The sequence below is a fragment of the Streptomyces sp. NPDC048353 genome, assembly GCF_055587165.1.
This window is the reverse complement of sequence record NZ_JBVJGU010000004.1, coordinates 456,326-478,347: the sequence shown is the minus strand read 5'-3', so window position 1 is coordinate 478,347 and position 22,022 is coordinate 456,326. Positions and strand designations below refer to the sequence as shown.

Annotated in this window: 14 protein-coding genes; 9 read left to right on the top strand and 5 right to left on the bottom strand. The window is 74.3% G+C overall.

The window, feature by feature from the left end; genetic code table 11:
• Positions 1-119: 119 nt before the first annotated feature.
• The 5 genes from ACZ6RC_RS17330 (at position 120) to ACZ6RC_RS17310 (ending at position 9,588) form a co-directional block, all read left to right on the top strand.
• Positions 120-929, top strand: coding sequence for a hypothetical protein (locus ACZ6RC_RS17330; RefSeq protein WP_469583757.1), 810 nt, complete (start codon positions 120-122; stop codon positions 927-929).
• Complete coding sequence (locus ACZ6RC_RS17325; protein ID WP_469583754.1) at positions 926-3,256, top strand: NHLP family bacteriocin export ABC transporter peptidase/permease/ATPase subunit; 2,331 nt, start codon at positions 926-928, stop codon at positions 3,254-3,256. Before ACZ6RC_RS17330 ends, ACZ6RC_RS17325 begins: the two co-directional genes overlap by 4 nt.
• Before the next feature lies 1 nt (position 3,257).
• Positions 3,258-6,263: an NHLP bacteriocin export ABC transporter permease/ATPase subunit gene (locus ACZ6RC_RS17320; protein ID WP_469583750.1), complete on the top strand. Its 3,006-nt coding sequence runs from the start codon at positions 3,258-3,260 to the stop codon at positions 6,261-6,263.
• Positions 6,264-6,416: 153 nt separating this feature from the next.
• Entirely contained in the window at positions 6,417-7,658 is a 1,242-nt protein-coding gene (locus ACZ6RC_RS17315) for a S8 family peptidase (RefSeq protein ID WP_469583747.1), read from the top strand.
• Positions 7,659-7,767: 109 nt separating this feature from the next.
• On the top strand, positions 7,768-9,588 hold the full coding sequence (locus tag ACZ6RC_RS17310; RefSeq protein WP_469583745.1) for an ABC transporter ATP-binding protein: 1,821 nt from the start codon (positions 7,768-7,770) through the stop codon (positions 9,586-9,588).
• An 85-nt stretch (positions 9,589-9,673) separates the two neighbouring features.
• On the opposite strand, the gene ACZ6RC_RS17305 is transcribed toward ACZ6RC_RS17310, so the two are convergent.
• Positions 9,674-11,761 (bottom strand): SpoIIE family protein phosphatase, encoded by a 2,088-nt coding sequence (locus ACZ6RC_RS17305; protein WP_469583742.1) that lies wholly within the window; start codon positions 11,759-11,761, stop codon positions 9,674-9,676.
• Positions 11,762-12,159: 398 nt separating this feature from the next.
• On the opposite strand from ACZ6RC_RS17305, the gene ACZ6RC_RS17300 reads away from it, so the two are divergent.
• Complete coding sequence (locus tag ACZ6RC_RS17300) at positions 12,160-12,777, top strand: response regulator transcription factor (RefSeq protein ID WP_391137429.1); 618 nt, start codon at positions 12,160-12,162, stop codon at positions 12,775-12,777.
• A 39-nt stretch (positions 12,778-12,816) separates the two neighbouring features.
• On the opposite strand, the gene ACZ6RC_RS17295 is transcribed toward ACZ6RC_RS17300, so the two are convergent.
• The 4 genes from ACZ6RC_RS17295 to lanKC all read right to left on the bottom strand — a co-directional run bounded on the left by ACZ6RC_RS17295 (position 12,817) and on the right by lanKC (position 19,675).
• Entirely contained in the window at positions 12,817-14,541 is a 1,725-nt protein-coding gene (locus tag ACZ6RC_RS17295) for an ATP-binding cassette domain-containing protein (protein ID WP_469584365.1), read from the bottom strand.
• A 203-nt stretch (positions 14,542-14,744) separates the two neighbouring features.
• Positions 14,745-16,613, bottom strand: coding sequence for an ATP-binding cassette domain-containing protein (locus tag ACZ6RC_RS17290; protein ID WP_469583737.1), 1,869 nt, complete (start codon positions 16,611-16,613; stop codon positions 14,745-14,747).
• A 147-nt stretch (positions 16,614-16,760) separates the two neighbouring features.
• Positions 16,761-16,889 (bottom strand): mycelium formation morphogenetic lantipeptide SapB, encoded by a 129-nt coding sequence (gene ramS / locus ACZ6RC_RS17285; protein ID WP_015037662.1) that lies wholly within the window; start codon positions 16,887-16,889, stop codon positions 16,761-16,763.
• Complete coding sequence (gene lanKC / locus ACZ6RC_RS17280) at positions 16,886-19,675, bottom strand: class III lanthionine synthetase LanKC (protein ID WP_469583734.1); 2,790 nt, start codon at positions 19,673-19,675, stop codon at positions 16,886-16,888. The genes ramS and lanKC overlap by 4 nt, the downstream gene beginning before the upstream one ends.
• A 344-nt stretch (positions 19,676-20,019) precedes the next feature.
• Between lanKC and ACZ6RC_RS17275 the strand changes: the two genes are divergently transcribed.
• The 3 genes from ACZ6RC_RS17275 (at position 20,020) to ACZ6RC_RS17265 (ending at position 22,022) form a co-directional block, all read left to right on the top strand.
• Entirely contained in the window at positions 20,020-20,838 is an 819-nt protein-coding gene (locus ACZ6RC_RS17275; RefSeq protein ID WP_391137439.1) for an SDR family NAD(P)-dependent oxidoreductase, read from the top strand.
• 257 nt (positions 20,839-21,095) lie between these two features.
• Positions 21,096-21,587: a DUF5709 domain-containing protein gene (locus ACZ6RC_RS17270; RefSeq protein WP_453616989.1), complete on the top strand. Its 492-nt coding sequence runs from the start codon at positions 21,096-21,098 to the stop codon at positions 21,585-21,587.
• A gap of 129 nt (positions 21,588-21,716) precedes the next feature.
• Complete coding sequence (locus ACZ6RC_RS17265; RefSeq protein ID WP_391137445.1) at positions 21,717-22,022, top strand: hypothetical protein; 306 nt, start codon at positions 21,717-21,719, stop codon at positions 22,020-22,022.

Below are 22,022 nucleotides of genomic sequence, written 5' to 3'. Positions count from 1 at the left end.
TGCCCCGGATCCGCCCAGGATCCGGGGCATACGCCGCGTCACCGCCGCCCGGCGACCGATTCCGCGCGGCGACGAACAGCAACGAACGGCAGCACCATCGCAGTTGAGGGAAGAGTGTCGTGCAGTTCCGCCAACAAGCCCTTTCCAAGCTGCAGTCGGGCGACGAGATCGACCTGCCGGTCCGCTTCGCCCGCCCCCAGGGCTGGCTCGTTCTCACCGTCACCGTCGTCGTCATGATCGCGGCGAGCGTCTGGGCGGTCACCGGCAGCGTCTCCACGACCGTCGACGCCCCCGGCATCCTGACCCACGCACAGGGCAGTTACGTCCTGCAGAGCCCCGTCGCCGGCCAGGTCACCGACGTCCTCGCCGAGGAGGGCGCGCGGGTCCCCGCCGACGCGCCCCTGCTGAAGGTCCGCACCCCGCAGGGCACCGGCGTCGTCGTCCGCAGCCTCGCCGCCGGCCGGGTGACGGCCCTCGCCACCGGGATCGGCTCCGTGGTCACCGTCGGGGCCGACGTGGCGGCGGTCGAGCGCGTCGCCCGCCCGGACGACCCCCTCATGGCCGTGGTGTACGTACCGGCCGACAGCGGCTCGACCGTCCCCGTCGGCGCGGCCGTCGACCTGACCGTCCAGTCGGTGGCCTCCGGGCAGTACGGAGTGCTGCGCGGCCGCGTGAAGTCCGTCGGCCGCACCGCGCAGTCCGCCCAGCAGATCGCCGCCTTCCTGGGCAGTGCCCAGCTGGGCGAGCAACTCGCGGGGCAGGGCAGGCCCGTACCCGTCCTCGTACGCCTCCTCACCGCACCGGACACCGCCTCCGGTCTCGCCTGGTCGTCCGCCGGAGGCCCGCCGTTCCGGCTCTCGTCGATGACACCGGCCGGCGGCGCCGTGCACCTCGCCGAACAGCACCCGATCGATTGGCTGCTCCCATGACCACCCCCCAGCAGCAGCTCCCCCCGGCGGGCCGGCGCCGGAACGGCGCGCCCCCGCAGGGGACGCCCGGCGGGCGGCGCGCCCAGCGCGGGGCGCCCGCCCGGTCCGCACGAGCCGCCCGCTCCTCGCGACGAGCGGGCGGGGCGGGAACGCCGAAGGCCGGGGCGAAGCGGCAGAAGGCCGTGCGCACCCCCACGGTCCTCCAGATGGAGGCCGTCGAGTGCGGCGCCGCGGCGCTCGCCATGGTGCTCGCCCACTACGGCCGGCACGTGCCGCTGGAGGAGCTGCGGATCGCCTGCGGGGTGTCCCGTGACGGCTCCCGGGCCAGCAACGTCCTGAAGGCGGCGCGCGGATACGGCCTGCAGGCCAAGGGCATGCAGATGGAGCCGTCCGCGCTGGCCGGAGTACGGCCGCCCGCCATCCTCTTCTGGGAGTTCAACCACTACGTCGTGTACGACGGCATGGGGCGCGGCCTGCGACGGCGGCGCGGCGTGCACATCAACGACCCCGGCAAGGGCCGCCGCTTCGTGCCGGCGGAGGACTTCGACACCAGCTTCACGGGCGTAGCGCTGGTCTTCGAGCCGACCGCCGCCTTCCGCCCCGGGGGCCGCAAGCCGGGGATCCTGCGCGCGCTGCCGGCCCGTCTGCGCGGCACCACGGGCACCCTCCTGGCGACGCTGCTCGCCTCCCTCCTGCTCGTCGCCGTCGGTGCCGCGCTGCCCGCACTGAGCCGTACGTACATCGATCTCTTCCTGGTCGGCGGGCGGACCTCCCTCCTCGGCCCCCTCTTCGCGTCGATGGCCACGCTCGTGGCCCTCACCGCCGTCCTGACGGGACTTCAGCAGGCGAACCTGCTGCGCGGGCGCATCATCTCCTCCACCCTGGGCAGCGCCCGGTTCCTGCGCCATCTGATGCGGCTGCCGGTCACCTTCTTCTCCCAGCGCAGCCCCGCCGACCTCGTCCAGCGCCTCCAGTCCAACGACGCCGTCGCCGAGACCCTGGCCAGGGACCTCGCCGCCGCGGGCGTGGACGGGGTAGTGGTCGTCCTCTACGCCGTCCTGCTGTGGACGTACGACCCCCAGCTCACCGTCATCGGGGTGCTCATCGCGCTCCTCAACGTGGTCGCCATGCGGATCGTGATCCGGCTGCGCGCCAACGACACCCAGAAGCTGCGCGCCGACAACGCCCGGCTGACCACCACCTCGTACACCGGGCTGCAGCTCATCGAGACGATGAAGGCGACCGGCGGCGAGAACGGTTTCTTCCGTCGCTGGGCGGGTCAGCACGCCACCACCCTGGAGGTGCAGCAGCGCCTGGGCGTGCCGAGTTCGGTCCTCGCCGTCGTCGCGCCCACGCTCGCCACCCTGAACAGCGCCCTGATCCTGTGGATCGGCGGCCTCCGGGCGGTGGAGGGCCATATCTCGATCGGTCTGCTCGTCGCCTTCCAGGCGCTCGTGACCCGCTTCACCGCGCCGATCACCAGGCTCAACGGCGTGGCGGGCAGGATCCAGGACTTCGCCGCCGACGTGGCCCGGCTGAAGGACGTCGAGAACTTCCCCGTCGACTCCGTCTACTGGGGCCGCGAGACGGGGACCGGCACGCGCCGGCTCCGGGGTCACGTGGAGCTGGAGAACATCACCTTCGGGTACAGCCCGCTCGACAAGCCGCTCCTGACCGGCTTCTCGCTGACCGTGGGCCCGGGGCAGCAGATCGCGCTCGTCGGCGGCTCGGGCAGCGGCAAGTCCACCGTCTCGCGGCTGATCTCCGGCCTCTACAGCCCGTGGGAGGGGACCATCCGCATCGACGACCGCCGTCTGGAGGACATCCCCCGCGGCGCGCTGGCGGCCTCGGTCTCCTTCGTCGACCAGGACGTCTTCCTCTTCGAGGGCACCGTCCGCGACAACGTGGCGCTGTGGGACCCGTCGATCCCGGACGAGGCGGTCGTCACCGCCCTGAAGGACGCGGCGCTGTACGACGTGATCGCGCGGCGCCCGGAGGGCATCCACAGCCGGGTCGAGCAGGACGGGCGCAACTTCTCCGGCGGGCAGCGGCAGCGGCTGGAGATCGCCCGGGCGCTGGTGCGGCGGCCCAGCATCCTCGTCCTCGACGAGGTCACGAGCGCCCTGGATGCGGAGACGGAACGCGTCATCATCGACAACCTGCGGCGGCGCGGCTGCGCGTGCGTCGTCATCGCCCACCGGCTGAGCACGGTCCGCGACAGCGACGAGATCCTGGTGCTCGACCACGGCCAGGTCGTCGAACGGGGCCGGCACGAGGAGCTGGTGGCGGCCGGAGGGCCGTACGCCGAGCTGGTCAGGGAGCACTGAGGTGACCTTCCCGCACCAGCAGCGGTCCGTCGGGTTCGACGGCGCCGGGGAGTCCGAGGGTACGGATGCGGTGATCCACGCCCTGGGCGGTCTCGGCACGTTCGTCGACTGCGCCGGCCACAGGACGCTCCCGCTGGAGGGCCCTCAGGTGCTCTGGCTGGTGACGGCCGGGGCCCTGGACCTGTTCGCCGTCGACCCCGTCCAGCAGGGGCAGTGGCACTTCCTCGGCCGCCTGGAGGCGGGGAGCCTGCTGCTGGGCCCGGTGGACGGACCGCAGCACACCCTGCTGGGCAGGCCGTCGCAGGACTGCCTGATGCGGCGGATCGCCCTGCGGGAGCTGTACCGGCCGGAGGCGGAGGGGACGTACGACAGCGGGTACGGCGGGTACGGCGGCCAGGGCGGGTACGACGGTCACGGCGGGTTCAGCGGGTACGACTCGGGCGGGCACGGCGCCCACGGGCCGTACGGGGAGCACCACCCGTACGCGCCCTACGGCGTCCCGCCGACCCCGCTGGAGCACGCCTTCGCCCTCGGGATGGGCCGTGGCCTGGGCGTGCTGTTCGAGGCGCCTCTCGACGGGCGCCCGGCGGGCGAGGAGACCATGGCCGACGACGACGTCCTGTGGATGTCGGTCGAGCCGGGCAGCGTCCGGTACGGCGCGTCCTACGGGGCGGAGACGGCGGCCGACCTGCTGGTGGACGGTGCGATGTGGCAGGGCATGGTGAACCAGCAGCACCGGCTGCTCTCCGCCGTGGACCGCTGGATCGAGAGCCTCGAGCGCGCCCACGAGGACAGGACGGCCGAGGGCATCAAGGCCGGCGCGGCCGTCCGGGCCCGCGCGGACGAGGCGTTGCTGGCCTCGATCGGCAGGCCGGATCGGGCACGGCGTGGAGCCGCGGCGGCCGGCACCGGCGCGGGAGCGGGCTCCGGTGGCGGCTCGGGGGCGGCCGACGAGGCGGTGTACGCGGTCTGCCGGCTGGTCGCCGCCGAGTCCGGGATCACTCTGGGCGATCCCCCGAGGGGCGCGGCCGCGAGCGAGCGCGTCACCCCGGTCGAGCGGATCGCGTCGGCGGCCCGGATCCGTACGCGCGCCGTCCGGCTCGACGGTGAGTGGTGGCGCACGGACAGCGGCCCCCTGGTGGGGCATCGCGCCTCGTCGGGGGCGCCGGTCGCGCTGCTGTGGCGACGCGGACGGTACGAGGCGGTCAACGCGTCCACCGGCCGGCGTCAGCGCGTCGACCGGGAGAACGCCGACGCCTTCGAGCCGCGGGCGGTCATGTTCTACCGGCCCCTGCCCGACCGGCCGATGACGCCCTGGCGGCTGCTCCGCTTCAGCATGCGCGGCACCCGGACGGACCTGCGGAACCTGCTGCTCGCCGGTCTGGTGACGGTGGGCCTCGGCGCGCTGGTGCCGATCGCCACCGGCCGGGTGCTCGGCGAGTACGTGCCGAAGGCCGAGAGCGGGCTCATCGTCCAGGTCTCGGTCGCCCTCATGGTCACCAGCGTGGTCACGGCGGCGTTCACGCTGCTGCAGAACCTGACCATCCTCCGGTTGGAGGGGCGGGTGGAGAGCATCCTGCAGCCCGCCGTCTGGGACCGGCTGCTGCGGCTGCCGACCTCCTTCTTCGCCGAGCGGTCCACCGGCGAGCTGGCGAGCGCGGCGATGGGCATCAGCGCCATCCGCCGGGTGCTGACGGGCATCGGCCCGGTGGTCGTGCAGGCCGGGACGGTCGGTGCGATGAACCTCGTCCTGCTGTTCTGCTACAGCGTGCCGCTCGCGCTGGTCGCGGTCGCGATGCTGTTCGTCGTGGGGGCGGTGTTCCTCGGGATGGGTCTGTGGCAGTTGCGCTGGCAGCGGCAGCTCGTCGAGCTCGGCAACAAGCTGAACAACCAGGCGTACCAGACCCTGCGCGGTCTGCCCAAGCTGCGGGTCGCGGCGGCGGAGAGCTTCGCGTACGCGGCCTGGGCGCGCGAGTTCGCCCGCTCCCGGGAGCTCCAGCAGCGGGCCGGCCGCGTCCGGAACCTGACGACGGTGCTCGACGCCGTCTGCCTGCCGCTCTGCTCGCTCATCATGTTCATGCTGCTCGCGGGCCCGGCGCGGGGCAGCATGTCGGCCGGCGCGTTCCTGACGTTCAGCACCGCTCTGACGATGCTGCTGACCTCCGTCACCCAGGTCACCGGGGCGATGGTGTCGGCCGCTGCCGTGACCCCGCTCTTCGAGCAGGTCAAGCCGCTGCTGGACGAGGAACCGGAGGTGCGCGGCGCCGGCGCGCAGCCCGGCACGCTGTCCGGGGCGATCGAGGCGCGCCGGCTGTCCTTCCGCTACGCGGACGACGGCCCGCTGGTGCTCGACGACGTGTCCCTGGAGGTGAAGCCGGGCGAGTTCGTGGCGATCGTCGGGCCCAGCGGCTGCGGGAAGTCGACGCTGCTGCGCCTGCTCATCGGTTTCGACCGGCCGACCTCCGGCAGCGTGCTGTACGACGGGCAGGACCTGGCCGCGCTCGACCAGGCCGCCGTGCGCCGGCAGTGCGGGGTGGTCCTGCAGAACGCGCAGCCGCTGACCGGCTCGATCCTGGACTGCATCTGCGGGGCGGAGTCGTTCACGCAGGAGGAGGTGTGGGAGGCGGCGGCGATGGCGGGTCTCGCCGAGGACATCCAGCGGATGCCGATGGGGCTGCACACCCTCATCGCGGGCGGCGGCGCCGTCTCGGGCGGTCAGCGGCAACGGCTGATGATCGCTCAGGCCCTCGTCCGGCGCCCCCGGATCCTGTTCTTCGACGAGGCGACGAGCGCGCTGGACAACGAGACGCAGCGCACCGTGATCGAGAGCACCCGCGGTCTCGAGTCCAGCCGCCTCGTCATCGCGCACCGGCTGTCCACGGTCATGGACGCCGACCGGGTGCTCGTCATGTCGGAGGGCCGGATCGTGGAACAGGGCACGCCCGCCGCGCTGCTGGCCACGCCGGGCGGGTTCCTGCACGGGCTGGTCCGGAGGCAGCTGGCCTGACGGGGCGGCGGGGCGCGGCTCGGGGTGGACGGGCGCCGACAGCCCGGGCCCCCTTCCGGGGAGCGCGCGTGTGGCGGTGCTCCCTCCCACCGACGTGTGAACCACCGGGCGGGGTCCTGGACGGTGATGCGCGGGCGTGATGGCCTGCGCCGCATGATCATTCGCACCAGGTTCGCCGCGGCGACCGCCGTCGCCGCCGCGCTCGCCCTCGCCGCCCCTCTGGCCGCCCCCTCCGCCGTCGCCGTCCCGGCCGCGCCGGGCGCCCGGTCCGCGCCGTCCGACGGGTCCGGGCCGGGCGTGCCCGCCGCGTCGCGGCCGGCTCCGCTGCGGACCTCGCCCCGCGCCGTACCGGGCCGGTACATCGTCACCCTCGACAAGCGGCTGGACGCGGGGACGTTCGCCGAGGAGCTGGACCTGAAGCCGTCGTTCGTCTACGGCAGAGCGCTGAACGGGTTCGCCGTGCCGCTCACCCTGGCCCAGCTGAAGACCGTCCGCAACGCCCTCGGGGTCGCGGCGGTGGAGGAGGACTCGGTGGTGTCGGTGGCCTCGCCGGCCGGGGCGCTGAGCGCACCGGCCGCGTCGTGGGGCCTGGACCGGATCGACCAGAGGACGCTCCCCCTGGACGGCGGCTTCACCACCGCCGGGGACGGCACCGGAGTCGACGCGTACATCCTCGACACCGGCATCGAGTACGGACACGCGGAGTTCGGCGGCCGCGCCTCCCTCGGCTACGACGCCGTCGGTGACGGCCGGGCCGGGGCGGACTGCCAGGGGCACGGCACGCATGTCGCCGGGACCGTCGCCGGCGCGACGTACGGTGTCGCCCGCGGCGCCCGCCTGTTCAGCGTGCGCGTGCTGGGCTGCGACGGGAACGGCAGCTGGTCGGGCGTCCTCGCGGGCATGGACTGGATCGCGCGGAACGCCCGGCGGCCGGCCGTCATGAACGCCTCCCTCGGCGGCCCCGCGTCCGAAGCCGTGGACCGCGCGGCCACCTCGGTCGCCGCGGCAGGCGTCCTGCCGGTGGTGGCCGCGGGGAACTCCGCGGTCGACGCCTGCGACGTCTCCCCCGCCCGGGCCGAAGGCGTGGTGACGGTCGGCGCCACCGACCGTCAGGACCAGGAGACGAGCTTCTCCAACTTCGGCGCCTGCCTCCGGCTCTACGCCCCCGGCCAGGCGATCGTCTCGGCGAAGCTCGGCGGCGGCGGTGTCGCCCGGAACGGTACGTCGATGGCGGCTCCGCACGTGGCGGGCGTGGCCGCGCTCCACCTCCAAGCGCACCCGGAGGCCGGCGTCGCGGAGGTCACGGCCTGGCTCGACGAGACGTCGACCAAGGGCGTCCTGAAGAACGTCAGCCCGTCCAGCCCCGACAAACTCCTCTTCACCGACGGCTCCTGACCCCACCGGCCCTCGCTGTCGAAGCCCGCGAAAAACCCGTGGACCGCCCCGGGCCCCGCACGGGAGACTCCCCTTTGCTCACCTTTCGGTCCGAGATCATAGGGTTGGGATGGAAACAGCACCATTGCGCGACGGCTTGCCGAGCAAGGGGTCGGTAAGCCTCGCCCTGCGCCACTACGGGCGCGAACTCCTCAGACTCCGGTGGCTGACCGCCCCGGCGATGCTGCTCCCGGCGCTGGGCAACATCGGCATCTTCTACATCGCGCCGCTCATCGTGGCGAAGCTCGTCGGCCGGATCGCCGGGGACTCCGGTCCGTCCGCCGGCATCGGGCCGATGCTCCCGTACGTCCTCGGATTCGCCGGTGTCCTGCTGCTCTCCGAAGCCCTCTGGCGCGTCGGACTGCACTGTCTGAACCGCCTCGACGCCCGGGGCATCGAGAGCCTGTACGTCATCGGCATGGACGAGCTGTACGCCAAGGACGCCGCCTTCTTCCACGACAACTTCGCCGGGTCGCTGACCAAGCGGGTCCTGAGCTTCGCCTCCCGCTTCGAGGAGTTCGTCGACACGCTGACGTTCTCGGTGATGGGCAGCTTCGTCCCCCTGGTGTTCGCTTCGGTGGTGCTGTGGCAGTACGACCCGCTGCTCGTGGTCGGCCTCCTGACGCTGATCGCGTTCACCGCGCTCTGCGTCACGCCGCTGATCCGGCGCCGGCAGAGGCTCGTCGCCCGACGCGAGCAGGCGATCGCCCGGGTCGCCGGGCACGTCGCCGACAGTCTGATGAACATGGACACGGTCCGGTCGTTCGCCGCCGAGAAACGCGAGGCCGAGGAGCACCGGTCCCGCGTGGCCGAGTCGCGGAGGCTCACGCTCCGGTCGTGGGACTACGGCAATCTGCGCATCGACACCCTGGTCGCGCCGTTGTCCGTCCTGACCAACGTGCTGGGCCTGTTGCTCGCCGTCGTCCTCGGCAGCGGACAGCACGGCGTGGAGGCGGTCGTCGTGGCCTTCACCTACTACGCCAACGCGACGCGGATCATGTTCGAGTTCAACCAGATCTACCGCCGTCTGGAAAGCGCCATGACGGAGGCCGCGCAGTTCACCGAACTGCTCCTGGAGAAGCCCACGGTGGTCGACCCGGCGACGCCGGAACCGCTCCTGTTGCAGGGATCCGACGTGCGCTTCGAACGGGTCGAGTTCGCCCACGCGGGCGCCGGTCCCCTCTTCGAGGGCCTGGACCTCGCCGTGCCCGGCGGCTCGAAGATCGGTCTCGTGGGCCGGTCCGGCGGCGGCAAGACCACGCTCTCCCGGCTGCTGCTGCGGATGACCGACATCGACGGCGGACGGATCCTGATCGGCGGCCAGGACATCAGCCGGCTCCGCCAGGCCGACCTGCGCAGCCTCATCGCCTACGTACCGCAGGACCCGGCGATGTTCCACCGCACCCTGCGGGAGAACATCGCGTTCGCCAGGCCGGGCGCCACGGAGGCCGAGATCCGGCGCGCCGCCGAGGCGGCCCACGTCACCGAGTTCGCCGACGCGCTGCCCGACGGCTTCGACACGATGGTGGGCGAGCGCGGGGTGAAGCTGTCCGGCGGGCAGCGCCAGCGGGTCGCCCTGGCACGGGCCATCCTTCGCGACGCGCCGATCCTGCTGCTCGACGAGGCGACCAGCGCGCTGGACTCGGAGAGCGAGATCCTCGTCCAGGACGCCCTGTGGCGGCTGATGGAGGGGCGGACCGCACTGGTGGTGGCCCACCGCCTGAGCACCGTCGCCACCATGGACCGGCTGGTCGTCCTCGACCGGGGCCGGATCGTCGAACAGGGCACGCACCAGGAGCTCCTGACCGCCGAGGGGGCCTACGCGAAGCTGTGGCAGCACCAGTCGGGCGGCTTCCTCGACGACTCCACGGCGCGGGCGGACGTGCGGTGAAGGGCGGGGCCGCGGGCGTTCCGGCCGGCGGCGTCGCGCACGGCACGGTGGCGGGAGCCGGGATCACGGTGTCGCGGACCCGGGTTCACGTCGGCGGCGGCCCCTCGGGCGTCGACCGGCCGACCCGGGCCAGGACCAGCACGGTGTCGTCGGCGGGCGGGCCGGGAAGGAGGTCGGCCAGGAGGCGGTCCACCGTCTCCTCCAGGGTGCCCGCGTCGCCCGCCAGCCCCCTCCGCAGGGCTTCGATGCCGACACCGAGATCCCGGTCGCGGGTCTCGACGAGGCCGTCGGTGTAGAGGGCCAGCGTGTCGCCGTCGCGCAGCTCGATCTCGGCCGTACGGAAGGGGAATCCGCCGACACCGAGGGGGACTCCCAGGACGTCGTCCAGGATCCGCACCGTGCCGTCCGCCCGGCGGACCAGGGGCGGAGGGTGACCCGCGTTGGCGATGCGGGCCTCGCCCGTGCGGGGGTCGTACCGGATGTAGAGGCAGGTCGCCAGCTCGATCCCGGCCTCCTGGGCGCAGACGTCCAGCTCCGCGAGGACGGCGTCGGGTGCGAGGTTCTGGCGGGCCAGCGCCTTGGTGGTGATGCGCAGTCTGCCCATCGCGGCGGCCGCGGGGACGCCGTGCCCCATCACGTCCCCCACCACCAGGGCCAGCCGCCCGCCGGGCAGCTCCATGACGTCGTACCAGTCGCCGCCGACCTCGCTGATGTGGCTGCCGGGGAGGTACCGGTGCGCGACACGGACGTACGGGCCGGTGACCAGGGCCGAGGGCAGCAGGGCGCGTTGGAGGGTGAGCGCGATGCCCCGGACCCGGTTGTAGAGGCGCGCGTTGTCCAGGCACAGCGCCGCCCGCGAGGCGAGTTCACCGGCCAGACTGACGTCCTGCCCGGCGAAGGCGGGACGGGAGGCGGAGCGCCCGAACATGGCGATGCCCTGGACGGTCCCCCGGGCGATGAGCGGGGCGATGAGCAGACTCGTCAGGCCGCTGTCGAGGAGCAGCCGCACCCGGTCCTGATGGGTGACGGTGCTGGTCACGAAGGCCTCGTCGACGTCCACGGCGAGGGGGCGGCCGGTGAGGAGGACCCGGTGGATGGAGGAGCCGGGAGGGTAGTGCACCGTCCGCAGCCCGGCGACGAGGTCGGTGGCGGGCGGGGGCAGGCTGGTGCCCGAGGCGATCCGACGGGTGTTCAGCGGCAGGGCGGGGTGGAACACCTCCGGCTCGTCCGCCCACTCCACCAGCTCCACGACGGACGCGTCGCAGAAGTCGGGGACCGCCGCGTCGACCAGCTCGCGGGCGGTGCGGTCCACCTCCAGGGTGGTGCCGATCCGGGCGGCGGCCCGGTCCAGGAGCGCGAGGCGTTGCCGGGCGGCCGTCGCTTCCACGATCGCCTGTTCCCGGTCGGTGACGTCGATCATCAGCCCGCCCACGCCCGGCCGGGTGTCGCCGGAGCCGCTCAGCGGGAAGAAGCTCACCGACCGCGCCTGGGCGCGGTCGGGGTGGCCGGGCGTGCGGAGGCCGACGAGGGCGCTCACGACGGGCCGGCCCTCCAGGGCGACGGCCCGCACCATGCGGAGGTACTCGCCGCCGTCCGTGGTCATCATGATCTCGTCCATCGTCCGCCCGATGTGGTCCTCGACCGGGACCCCGTCCATGTCGGCGAGCGCCTGGTTGAGGTGGACGTAGCGCAGGTCCTGGTCGAGCATGACGAGGCCGATGGGACAGGTGTCGAACAGCGCGTCGAGGAACGCCAGGTTCGTCTTGACGCGGTCGAGCTCGTCTCCCCTGCTCGCCAGGCCGAGGACGACCGAGTCGCCCTCCGCCCCGGTGACCGGGAAGACCCGGAAGCCGCAGTCGAAGACGGAGCCGTCGCGGTGCAGCGCCGGCAGGCGGACCCGCCAGTAGCCGAGGGCCCGGCCGCGCTCCGCGAGCCGTCGGGCCACGCTCGCACCGTCGTGCCGGGCGGCGGCGGGGAAGAGGGCGGCGGCGGGGCGGCCCAGCACCTCGGCGGCCTCGTAACCGAAGAGCTTGCGGGCTCCCGGGCCCCAGTAGCAGACCCGGTCGTCGTCATCCATGCCCAGCACGGCCACGGCCACGTGCTCCAGCAGCGTGCCGGGCTCGGACCACAGCGGACCGGGCTCCCGCTGCCCTGCCTTCCGCTCGGATGGCATCACGCCCCCTCTTCGCACCGGAGGACGGTGACCGAGCGCAGCCGGCCGCCGGGGGTCCCACTAGGGCAATTCTGCATGGCCCCGGCGATTCGGACATCACGGCAGCCGGGTCGGCCCCGGCCACCGCGGGGTCCGGCGTCCGCCCTCACCGGTGGCACGTAGCGGAGGAGGCCACTCGGGGGAGACGGAATCCGGACATTCCCGTACGGCCTCCTTCGGCCCCGCACCTCGTCGGCCTGCGCACCGGCCGGGCGCGGTGAACGGTTCCGGCCCCGGCACTCCCGAGTGCGCCCCCTGTGCGCCCGATGCCGCGTTCTCACGCGGGAGGCAGGGGCAGAGGGGTGGGGGGCTGATCGCGTCATGCCCCTGGGGCATGACGCAGAAACGAAGGGGTGGGAATGATAAGAGTGACGGTGGTCTACGAGGCGCAGCTGCTGCGGGCCGCGCTGGTGGACCTGCTGCGGTCGGACGACGGGGTCGTGGTCGTCTCCTCGCTCTCCCACTGGCCGCAGGGGTCGGAGTCCGCCGCCCCGGCTCCGGACGTGTACGTCGCCGACGCCGAGTGTCTGCCGCCCTCCGCGGCGGAGTCGGACCCGGCCGCCCCGTCGGTGGCGGCGTCGCCGACGGCGGGCGGCGCGGCCCTGCTGGCGCTGATCCCCGCGCAGCGGCCCGGCGTCTTGCGCCGGGCGCATGCGGCGGGGGCGACCGGCTTCGTCGACAAGAACGGTTCGAAGGTCCGATTACTCCAGGCCGTGCACCGGGTCGCGCAGGGCGAGCGTTTCATCGACGACACGCTCGCGCTCGGTTTCCTGCAGGCCGCGGAGATGCCCCTCACCCGGCGTGAGCTGAGCGTTCTCTCGCTCGCCGCCGAAGGAGCGCCCGTCGGCGAGATCGCCGCGACGCTGTACCTCTCCAAGGGGACCGTACGGAACTACATGGCGAGCGTCATCCGCAAGGTCGGCGCCCGCAACCGGGTGGACGCCATCCGGATCGCCCAAGGGGCCGGGTGGACCTGACCGCCGCCGCGTGACGTCTCCGCGGACGCGGTCCGCCCCCTAGGGGGTGTCGTTCCAGTGCCCCACCAGATCACGGTAGAGAACCGACCGTTCGAGCAGGTCGTCGTGGGTGCCGTACTGGGCGCGGGTGCCGTCGAGGACGAGGATCCGGTCCGCGCGCAGCGCCGACGACAGCCGGTGGGCGACGACGACCAAGGTCCCGGGCCGGGCGCGCAGGGCGCGTTCGGCCGTGGCCTCCGCGACGGGGTCCAGGTGGCAGGTCGCCTCGTCGAGCAGCAGCAGGGGGGCCGGGGAGAGGTGGGCGCGCCCGAGGGCGATCAGCTGGCGCTCGCCGAGGGACAGGGCTTCCGGCCGCAGCGGACGGTCGAGCCCGCCCACGCGGTCGACGAGCGGTCCCAGCGCGAGGGCCCGTACGGCGGCGTCGACGTCGCGGCGGCCGGCGTCGGGCCGCAGATAGCGGAGGTTGTCCCGCAGGGTGCCGGTGAAGACGTACGCCTCCTGCGGGATCAGCACGCGCAGGGCGGCGAGGTCGGGCGGCGGGCAGTGTCCGACGGGGCGGCCGGAGAGACGTACGTCCCCCTGGTCCGGGGTCAGCAGGCCTGCCGCGACCTGCAGGAGGGTCGACTTGCCGATACCGCTCGGACCGACGACCGCGATGTGCTCGCCGTCCTCGACGGTCAGGTCCAGGGCGTCGAGGACGGCACGGGCGCCGGGGCCGTACGCGGCCCGGACGCGGCGCAGTTCCAGCGCCGCCGTCGCCCGTGCGGCCGGGCTGGAACGCCCCGGAGGCCCGGGGGCGGGGTGCGCGGAGGGGGTGACGGGGGTGGGCGCGGGGAGCGGGCCGGTGAGACGGTCGAGGATGACGAAGAGGCGCGCGCCCGCGGCGCCGAGGACGGTCATCAGCGTGTGCAGGGCCGGCAGCAGTGCCTGGAGGACGTAGGTGAGCGCGCCCACGAGGGCGCCCGCCGTGACGCCCTGGCGAAGGAGCCACGGGGTCGCGGCGAGGAGCAGGAACACCGGCAACTGGCCCGCCGTCGCCACGGAGAGCGTACGGACCGCCGCCCAGCGGGCCATGGCGCGCTGGGCGGCGGCGGCCTCCTCGATCGCACGGCGGTTCCGGTCGGCGGTCGGTTCCTGGGTGCCGCAGGCGACGAGGTCGCGCAGGGCGGTACGTGTGAGCTCCGCGCGCCGTCCGACGGCCTCGTCCGCGTCGAGGTAGCGGTGCTGGGCTCGCGCCATCGGTCGCAGCGACGCGGTGAACAGGACGATGCCGAGGACGAGCGGCGGAAGGACGACGAGGAGGAACTGCGGCGCGAGGGACACCAGGCCGACCAGGGCCCCGGCGGCGACGAAGACGAAGGAGCGGGCGGCGAGCACCAGCCCGGCGAAGCTGTCCCGGGCGATCTCGGTCTGGCTCGTGAGCCGGGATACGGCGGTCGTGTCCACGCTTCCGCCCCCGGTGGTGGCCGCGCGCAGTGCGCGTACCACCGACCGCCGTACGAGGTGGTCGCGCAACGGCTCCGTGAGGTGCGGGAGTTGGGCGAAGACGCCTCGGACGACCGGTGCGCCGAGAAGGATGACCACGGCGGCGCCCGCGAGCCAGAGCAGGCCGGTGGCGGTGGCGCCGCGCAGGAAACCGTCGTCCAGGGACCGGGCCACGCAGTAGCCGCCGAGGAAGGTCTGCGCGGATTCGGCGGCGGACCACGCCGCCAGTCTGGCCAGCACGCGCTTGCGCCGGCCGAGGAACCGGCGCGCCGGAGCCATGAGGCGCCGGGTCGTGCCTCCGACGGCGGGCACGCGCGCGGCGAGGGCGGTCGGGCCGGATGCGGGGGTGGTCGGGCCGGGGTCGGGAGCGGTCGGGCCGGATGCGGCGGGGGGCGGCTCGGGGGCGTCCGGGTCCGGCCCCGGCCGGCCGGTGGCCGGCCGGGGCTTCGGATCGGTCGTCCGGCCCGTCTCCGTCACCGGTTTCACTCGCCGCTCCCGCCGTCGTGACGAGCGGGCCCGCGGAGGACGGCAGGGCCGGCCCCCGCCCCCGCCTCCGCTTCTGGTGGCACCGCGGAGGCCTCGGCCAGGAACACCGCGCGGTAGTCCGGGTCCTCCCACAGCAGGTGGTGCGGTGCGCATCGCCGCACCCGTCCGGCCTCCAGCCAGACCACCCGGTCCGCGCGGGCGGCCGTGGAGACCCGGTGGGCCACGATGAGCTTGGTGCACGGCCGCAGGGACGAGGCGAGGGCGAGCTCCACCTGCCGTTCGGTGGCCGTGTCGAGACTCGACGTCGCGTCGTCCAGGATCATCAGCCGCCCGGCACCGATGAACGCCCGCGCCAGGCCGAGGCGTTGGCTCTCGCCGCCGGAGAACGGGGCGTCGTCCAAGGGAGTGTCGTACCCCAGCGGCAGCAGTCGGATGAAGACATCGGCGCTCGCGGCCCTCGCGGCCTGCCGGACCTTCTCCGCGACCCGCTCCGCGTCCTCGTGCGCCACGGCATCGGCGGGCGGCGGGATCGCCGCCGTCGCCGGAGGACCGGCCTGCGCCGGCCCGAGCCCGCTGGCGATTGCGGCGCGGACCGTGGCGGCGGCTCCGCTGTCGAAGGCGGGACGCGCGAAGGCGTAGGCCGTCGCCCGGCGCAGTTCCGCGCGGGTCGGCTCGGTCAGGTCGACCCCGTCCAGGAGAACGCGGCCCTCGTCGGGGTCGGTCAGCCGGCCCGCGACGGCGGCCAGCGTGGACTTGCCGGCGCCCGAGCGGCCCACGACGGCGACCGTCGAGCCGCCTTCGATCACCAGGGTCACGTCCGTGAGCAGCGGGGCGCCGTCGCGTACCACGCCCACCCCCCGCAGTTCCACGGTGCCTGGTCCGTCGGCCGGGAGGACGGCGGAGCCGTGGGGCATCGGCGGGAGATCGGCCAGTGCGGCGGTGCGGCGGCCGGCGCTGCGCGCGCGGACCAGCGTGCCGAGGGGCGCCGCGATGCCTCCGATGCCGGCGGCGAGGGCGGCGTACCGCGAGGCGGCGAGCAGGTCGCCGACGCTGAGGTCCCCGGCGGCGAGCCGGGCCCCGGCCACCGCCACGACGGCCGTGGTCAGCAGGGGGAGCAGGACGCCGCTGCGGGCCACGGCGCGGCCGTGGACGAGCCACATGCGCGTTCCGTACCGCGTCATGTCGTCCAGGGGGGCGAGGATGCGTTCCTCCTCCCGGCGCGCCGTGTGCGCGGCGGCGATGGTGCGCGCGCCGCCCAGCGCCTCGGTCAGCCGTGCGGCGACGGCGCCCTGCGCCTGCTGGTACCGGCCGACCGAGTCGGACGACTCGTGCGCGAACGTCCGCAGCAGCAGCAGGAGCAGCGGCAGGCCGGCCACGAAGACGACGGCGGTCCAGGGGTCGATGAGGGCCAGCGCGACGAGGGCGCCGGCCGGGACGAGGACGGAGGACACCGAGGTCGCGAGAGCCGCCGGTGCGGCGCCGCTGTCCGTGGCGTTGACGCACAGCCGGGCGGCGACGTCGCCTCCGGAATGGGGTGCGGCCCGGTGGGGGGCGGTGCCGAGCAGACCGGTCAGGGCGCGGAGGCGGATCCAGGCGGTGGCGCGGGCGGTGGTGAGCTGGGTCAGCAGGACCCCGGCGGCCTCCAGCAGGACTTCCGCGGCGAGCAGTACGGCGGCCCAGGCCAGCCAGGTGGTCGCGCCGGGGCGGTGGTGCAGGAGCAGGTCCAGCGTGCGGCCGGCGACCGCGGGGACGGCGAGCGCGCAGGCCGCGCCGGCGACCGAGCAGACGAGCAGGAGCGCGGTGCTGCCCGCGGTGTGGCATACGGCGCCGCGCAGCAGCCCGTCGGACCCGGTCGGCGAGGCCATCCGATGCCCTTTCTCCTGGCGGTACGGCGGGTGGGGCGGGGCACGGCAATGGGGCGGGAGGAACGGCGGACGGCCGGTGCCCCGGGAGCCGTGCTCCCGGGGCACCGTGACCTCGCGCCGGCGCCTCGGCGCCGTGCGCGGAGCGGGTCAGTTACAGGTCGTCACGCTGAGGCTGCTGTCCCCGCAGAGCAGCAGGCTCGCGCGGCTGCCGGTCTCGACGTCGCCGATGGCCTCGTCCTTGGGGGTCTCCAGCGACTGCAGGTCGAACAGGTTCATGATCGTTTCCTTTCGAATGGGGACGGTGGTGCTGTGCGACCCCGAAGCGGGGCCGGTTCGTGGGGCCGCGGGAGCGGCGGGAGGAACGGCAGGTGTGCCGGGCGGTCGCCCAGGGCTGCCGAGAGGGCCAGCAGGACGCCCGCCGTTCCGGTGGCGAGGTCCATGGAGAGCCGCATCATCTGTTCGCCGGGGAAGGCGAGATGGCCTTGGTAGGACATCGCGTGCCAGGTCAGGCAGTCGACCTGGCGGCGTACGTCCTCAGGCGCCGTGCCGGGTCCGTCGGCGGGCGTGCGGGCGAGGTGGAGGACCATCCCGGCGACGCCGCGGAAGAGGCCCGGCTGGGCGTAGAAGGTGGCCTGTGCCGCCTGCACGATGTCGCGCCGGGCCCGTTCGAGGGCATCGTCGTGGCGGTGGAGGAGGAAGTCGTCGATCACCATGCCGATGCCCACGCTGCCGGCGCCCAGGTACGGCATCGTGCGCCAGCCCTCGTCCACTTGCAGGGTGCCGGAGACTCCGCGCACGCAGCGGGTGAGGTCGTCGTGGAGCGCTTCGGCGGCGAGGTCGAGCAGCGCGGTGTCCCCGGTGCGTTCGTAGAGCCGTACGAACAGCAGGGCCCGGCCGGCCGCCCCGTGCAGCAGTCCGGTCCGCACCCGGCCCGTCGTCGGTTCCGCGGCCGGGGTGGACGCGGCCGGCGGGCGGGCCGTCAGTTCGGCGCACCGCAAGGCCGCCGCGTGCAGGCCGGTCTCGCCGGTGGCCGTGGCGAGGGCGTCGAGGGCGAGGCCGATCCCGGCCGTACCGCCGTGCAGGTCAGGCGCGAGGCCGTCGTGGTCCTGGGCGAGGACGAGCTCCGCCAACTCCAGCGCGGACGCGGTGTGTCCGAGCCCCTGGAGGGTCCACGCGATGCCGGTGAGCCCGTCGTAGAAGCCGAGCGGCGTGCCGGACTCGGGCTGCTTGGCGTAGCGCAGGAGCTTCTCCTCCGCCGCCGGACATCGCGCGGCGCCGCTCTCGCGCAGGGCGTGGAGGACTCCCGCGGTGCCGTAGCCGACGGTCATGCCGCCCCCGGCCGTGGCGAACTGGGCGATGTCACCGGGGAAGAAACGGTCCTCCCGATCGGGTGTCGCCGACGCCAGGATCGCGCTGACCATCGAGTCGCGGCTGTGCGGCCACTCCCCCGGCTCCGCGGGCAGGAACGCGGCGCGGCCGCCAGGGGGCCGGCCGGGTGCCGTGTCACCGTCGGGCGCCGTCACGTCCTCGACGGCCGGCGCGCCGGCGCGCGGCGGAATGCCGACGGGCGGCGGGTCGCTGTCGCGGAGCGAGGCACTGTCGCGGGGCGGGTCGCTGTCGCGGGGCGAGGTGCCGACCGGCTGCCGTGTGATCTCCATTACCGCCGTGTCCAGGAAACCCGGAGGCACGGGGAATCGCGCCGCCGCGACCTCCGCCAGGTGGGCGGCCTTGGCCCGGTCCACGGCGAGCAGGCTGGTGAGCGGGACGAACAGGGCGATCCGCAGACAGGCGAGGGCGTAGCGGTCCACGTCGAAGCCGCGCCGGTCGGCGGGGGCGACGAACGCCGGGTTGGCGACGGTCTGCCGCCCGCCCTCCGCGGCCGGCTGGGCCGCCTCGAAGTCCAGGAGCACCACGGAGGACTCGTCCTCGGCCACCATGATGTTGAAGAGGTGCAGGTCGTTGAAGACGACCCCACGGGCGTGCACTTCGGCGACGGCCCGCTCGACGAGGCCGTGGATCCGCAGGGCCCACTCCGTGTACTCGGCGAGCCGCTCCGCCTCCGGTTCGGCCTCCATCAGGGGATGCCGGCGGGCGAAGAAGGTGTTGAGGGGCCTGCCCTCGACGAATTCGAGGGCCAGGAAGTGGTGGTCGCCGACGGTGAAGCTGTCGAGGACCTCCGGGGTGCAGGCGAGCCCGGAGAGCCGTTCCAGCGCGGCGCGTTCGCGGTGCAGCCGGGTGACGGCGTCGGCCCCGTCGGCGGCCAGCCCGGCGAACGGGCGTGCCTCCTTCAGGACGACCCGCCGCCCGGTCGCGCGGTGCCGCGCCTCGTACACGCCGCCGCCGTTGGAGAAGTGCAGGGCCTTGACGATCTCGTACGGCATCTCCTGCACCGTCACCGCGGCTCTCGCGTCGAGGTGCGGGCGCAGGAACGGCGGCGGTGCGACCCAGTCGGGCACGCGGAAGACGGGCCCGCGCCGGTCGGGTACGAGGGTGCCGGAGCCGTCCTCCATGGCCGGCCGCAGCTCGCCGTGCTCGTCGTAGCAGTGGCGGCGGGTGAAGCTGCCGTACCGCAGGTGGACGGGGCCCTTCCCCCAGCGCAGGTCGCTGAGGATGTAGGGGCCGGGCTCGCCGTCGAGCAGGCGCGCCAGGTCGGTGGCGACGCGCTCGCACTGCTCGTCGTCGGCCGGGTACACGGTGATGAACTTGCCGCTGGCCGCGCGGTCCGCGTATTTGGCGTTGCGCTGGTGCAGCAGGTAGCGGCTCGGCACGAACTTGAACGCCACCTCGTGCCGCAGGCAGTGCTCCCGGACCGTGTCGAGGACGCGCTCGGCGTTGTCGAGACAGGCGGAGACGTGGATCTTCCAGCCCTGCGAGGGGAGCGTACGGCTCAGCGGCCGGAGGGCGAGCCAGTCGCCCGTCCGGTGGCTGGTCCATCCCTCGGGGACGGGGAGGGTGGCGGCGCGGTAGAGGGAGTCACCCGCTCCGTCGGCGAAGACGAGACGGTGCGGCGCGTCGTAGAAGTGACGGTCGGCGTCGCAGAAGACCGCGTACCCCTTGTTCACAACGCACTCCCTCGGTCGGTGACGGACATGACGTTGTCACGCATGCCGAGGGCCCCGACAGTCGCCGCTGTCACGTCTCGCATGTGCAGTACGCATGGGTAACCGGGGTACTCCGCTTGCCTCTTGAGGGGTACGGGCCGGAACACCTGCCGTACACGGGCCGCTTGCGTGGCGCGCGCGGAGTGTGCCGTGCACTCCCGTGGGCCCCGCCGATCCCCCGCCCGCTTCCGGCGCTCGCCGCCGGCCCCGCCGCGCCGGGAGGACCGGCCCCGCTACGGCCCCCGGGCCGCTCCCTATGATCATCGGGACGGACGGCGGAGACGGACGACGGAGGCTCGACGACCATGGCGGACCAGCGCGTGTACCTCGTGACCGGTGGCGGGACGGGCATCGGCGCCGCGACCGCTCGGCTGTTGCGGGAGGCCGGGCACCGGGTGGTGGTCTCCGGGCGGCGGCCCGAGCCCCTGCGGCTCGTCGCCGAGGAGACCGGCGCCCTGGCCGTCCCTTCCGACATCGGTGATCCCGAGGCCGTACGCGCCCTCGTCGACACGGCCGTCGAGGCGTACGGGCGGCTCGACGGGCTCGTCCTCAACGCCGGCATCGGGCGCGGCGGCGGGGTGGGCGAGGTGACCCTGGAGGACTGGGAGGCGGTGATGCGGACCAACCTCACGGGCCCCTTCCATCTCCTGCGCGCCGCGCTGCCGCATCTGCTGGACGCGCGCGGGGCGGTGGTCGCGGTCGCCTCCGTGTCCGCGCTGCGCAACGGCGTGGGCAGCGCCGCCTACGGCACCTCCAAGGCGGCGCTGCTCCAGCTCTGCCGCTCCCTCGCGGTCGACTACGGACCCGCGGGGCTGCGCGCCAACACGGTGTGTCCCAGCTGGGTGCGCACCGACATGGCGGACCGCAGGATGAGCCGGTTCGCCGACGAGGCGGGACTGGGGGACGGCGGCGTCGACGCGGCGTACGAGGAGGTCACCCGCGTCCTGCCCGCCGGGCGGCCGGGCGAGCCGCGCGAGGTGGCCGAGGCCGTCGCCTGGCTGCTCTCGCCCGCCTCCTCCTTCGTCAACGGCGCCGTGCTCACCGTCGACGGCGGCGTGACCGCCCTCGACCCGGGCACCCTCGCCTTCGACTACCGCATCGAACGCCGGGCCGAAAGATCCTAGGCCGCGTTTCGAAACTCCCGTCCGGCCGTGGGGCCGCTTCGGCCGTACGGAGGATTGCGCCGGCCCCGTCCCGGGCACCCGCACGCCGTACGCCGCCCGGTCCGTCGGCGTGCGAGCGGCCTCGCACCGGTCGGCGCAGGTCACCGGGCGGGTGACAGGGCTTTTCGACGCGGAGGGACCGGGTAGACGCCCAGGCCGGAAGGGGACGTGCCCCGCCGCGGAACAGGGCGGGGCGGCACCGAGGAAAGGCGGGACCCATGACGGACGAGAACATGGCGGACGACGTCTACCAGCCCACGGGCGGCAACGAGGAGCAGGAGGACGCCGCGCCGCTGGACCTTCAGGACGCGGTGGACGAGCGCGACTACGACGACGTCCTGGACGAGGGGTACTCGCCGCCGGAGAAGCCGCTCGGCGTGACCAAGGTGGGCACCACCGCGGCGGAGCAGCGGGACGGCGAGACGCTCGACCAGCGCCTGGCGCAGGAGGTGCCGGACGCGGGAGCCCCGGTGGCGTCGGACGGCATCGGCGACCTGCCCGACGGCGAGGGCGAACCGGTCGACCCGGAGGCCGGCGCCGAGCGCGCGGGGCGACTCGTGGCACCGGACGAGGGCGCGCACGAGGACACCGACAAGGAACTCGTCGCCTCCGACGTGGGCATCGACGCGGGTGCGGCCGGCGCCGAGGAGGCGGCCATGCACGTCGTACCGGAGGAAGAGCTCGACGACCCCGACGGGCGGGCCCTGTGACCCGGGAGCCTTCGTGGGACGTGGCCCCGCCCGCGGCGGCCGGGCCGGGCGGCGGGAGGCCGCCGTGGACGTGATCCCGGGCCACCGCGTGCCCCTCCGCCCTTACGCCCGGTCGGCTGTGCGGTCGCCATGGCCGTGACACGGCACTACGCCGTGGCGGCCTCCGGGCAGTGGTGGGACGAGGAGGCGAACCAGCGGCAGCCCGCCGGGGAGGTCCATGCCTGGGAGCAGGGCAGGAACGCGACCGTCTGCGGTCTGTCCCTCAGCCGCTCCCATCTCGGGCGCTTCCCCCATGTGGCGTGGCCGGAGACGTTCCCGGAGTCGGGCGGCGCGGCCGACCGTGTGCGGCGCGTGTGTCCCCGCTGCAGCGCGGCGGTGGGCGGTCGGGCCCGCGGCGGCCACCCGCAGTGGGATCGCGTCGACCCGAGGCCCTGA

Excerpts from the sequence above, each read along its gene's own strand:
- ACZ6RC_RS17325 (WP_469583754.1), top strand. The coding sequence starts at position 926 with ATGACCACCCCCCAGCAGCAGCTCCCCCCGGCGGGCCGGCGCCGGAAC.
- ACZ6RC_RS17315 (WP_469583747.1), top strand. The coding sequence starts at position 6,417 with ATGATCATTCGCACCAGGTTCGCCGCGGCGACCGCCGTCGCCGCCGCG.
- ACZ6RC_RS17310 (WP_469583745.1), top strand. The coding sequence starts at position 7,768 with ATGGAAACAGCACCATTGCGCGACGGCTTGCCGAGCAAGGGGTCGGTA.
- ACZ6RC_RS17305 (WP_469583742.1), bottom strand. The coding sequence starts at position 11,761 with ATGCCATCCGAGCGGAAGGCAGGGCAGCGGGAGCCCGGTCCGCTGTGG.
- ACZ6RC_RS17300 (WP_391137429.1), top strand. The coding sequence starts at position 12,160 with ATGATAAGAGTGACGGTGGTCTACGAGGCGCAGCTGCTGCGGGCCGCG.
- ACZ6RC_RS17295 (WP_469584365.1), bottom strand. The coding sequence starts at position 14,541 with ATGGCTCCGGCGCGCCGGTTCCTCGGCCGGCGCAAGCGCGTGCTGGCC.
- ACZ6RC_RS17290 (WP_469583737.1), bottom strand. The coding sequence starts at position 16,613 with ATGGCCTCGCCGACCGGGTCCGACGGGCTGCTGCGCGGCGCCGTATGC.
- ramS (WP_015037662.1), bottom strand. The coding sequence starts at position 16,889 with ATGAACCTGTTCGACCTGCAGTCGCTGGAGACCCCCAAGGACGAGGCC.
- ACZ6RC_RS17275 (WP_391137439.1), top strand. The coding sequence starts at position 20,020 with ATGGCGGACCAGCGCGTGTACCTCGTGACCGGTGGCGGGACGGGCATC.
- ACZ6RC_RS17270 (WP_453616989.1), top strand. The coding sequence starts at position 21,096 with ATGACGGACGAGAACATGGCGGACGACGTCTACCAGCCCACGGGCGGC.
- ACZ6RC_RS17265 (WP_391137445.1), top strand. The coding sequence starts at position 21,717 with ATGGCCGTGACACGGCACTACGCCGTGGCGGCCTCCGGGCAGTGGTGG.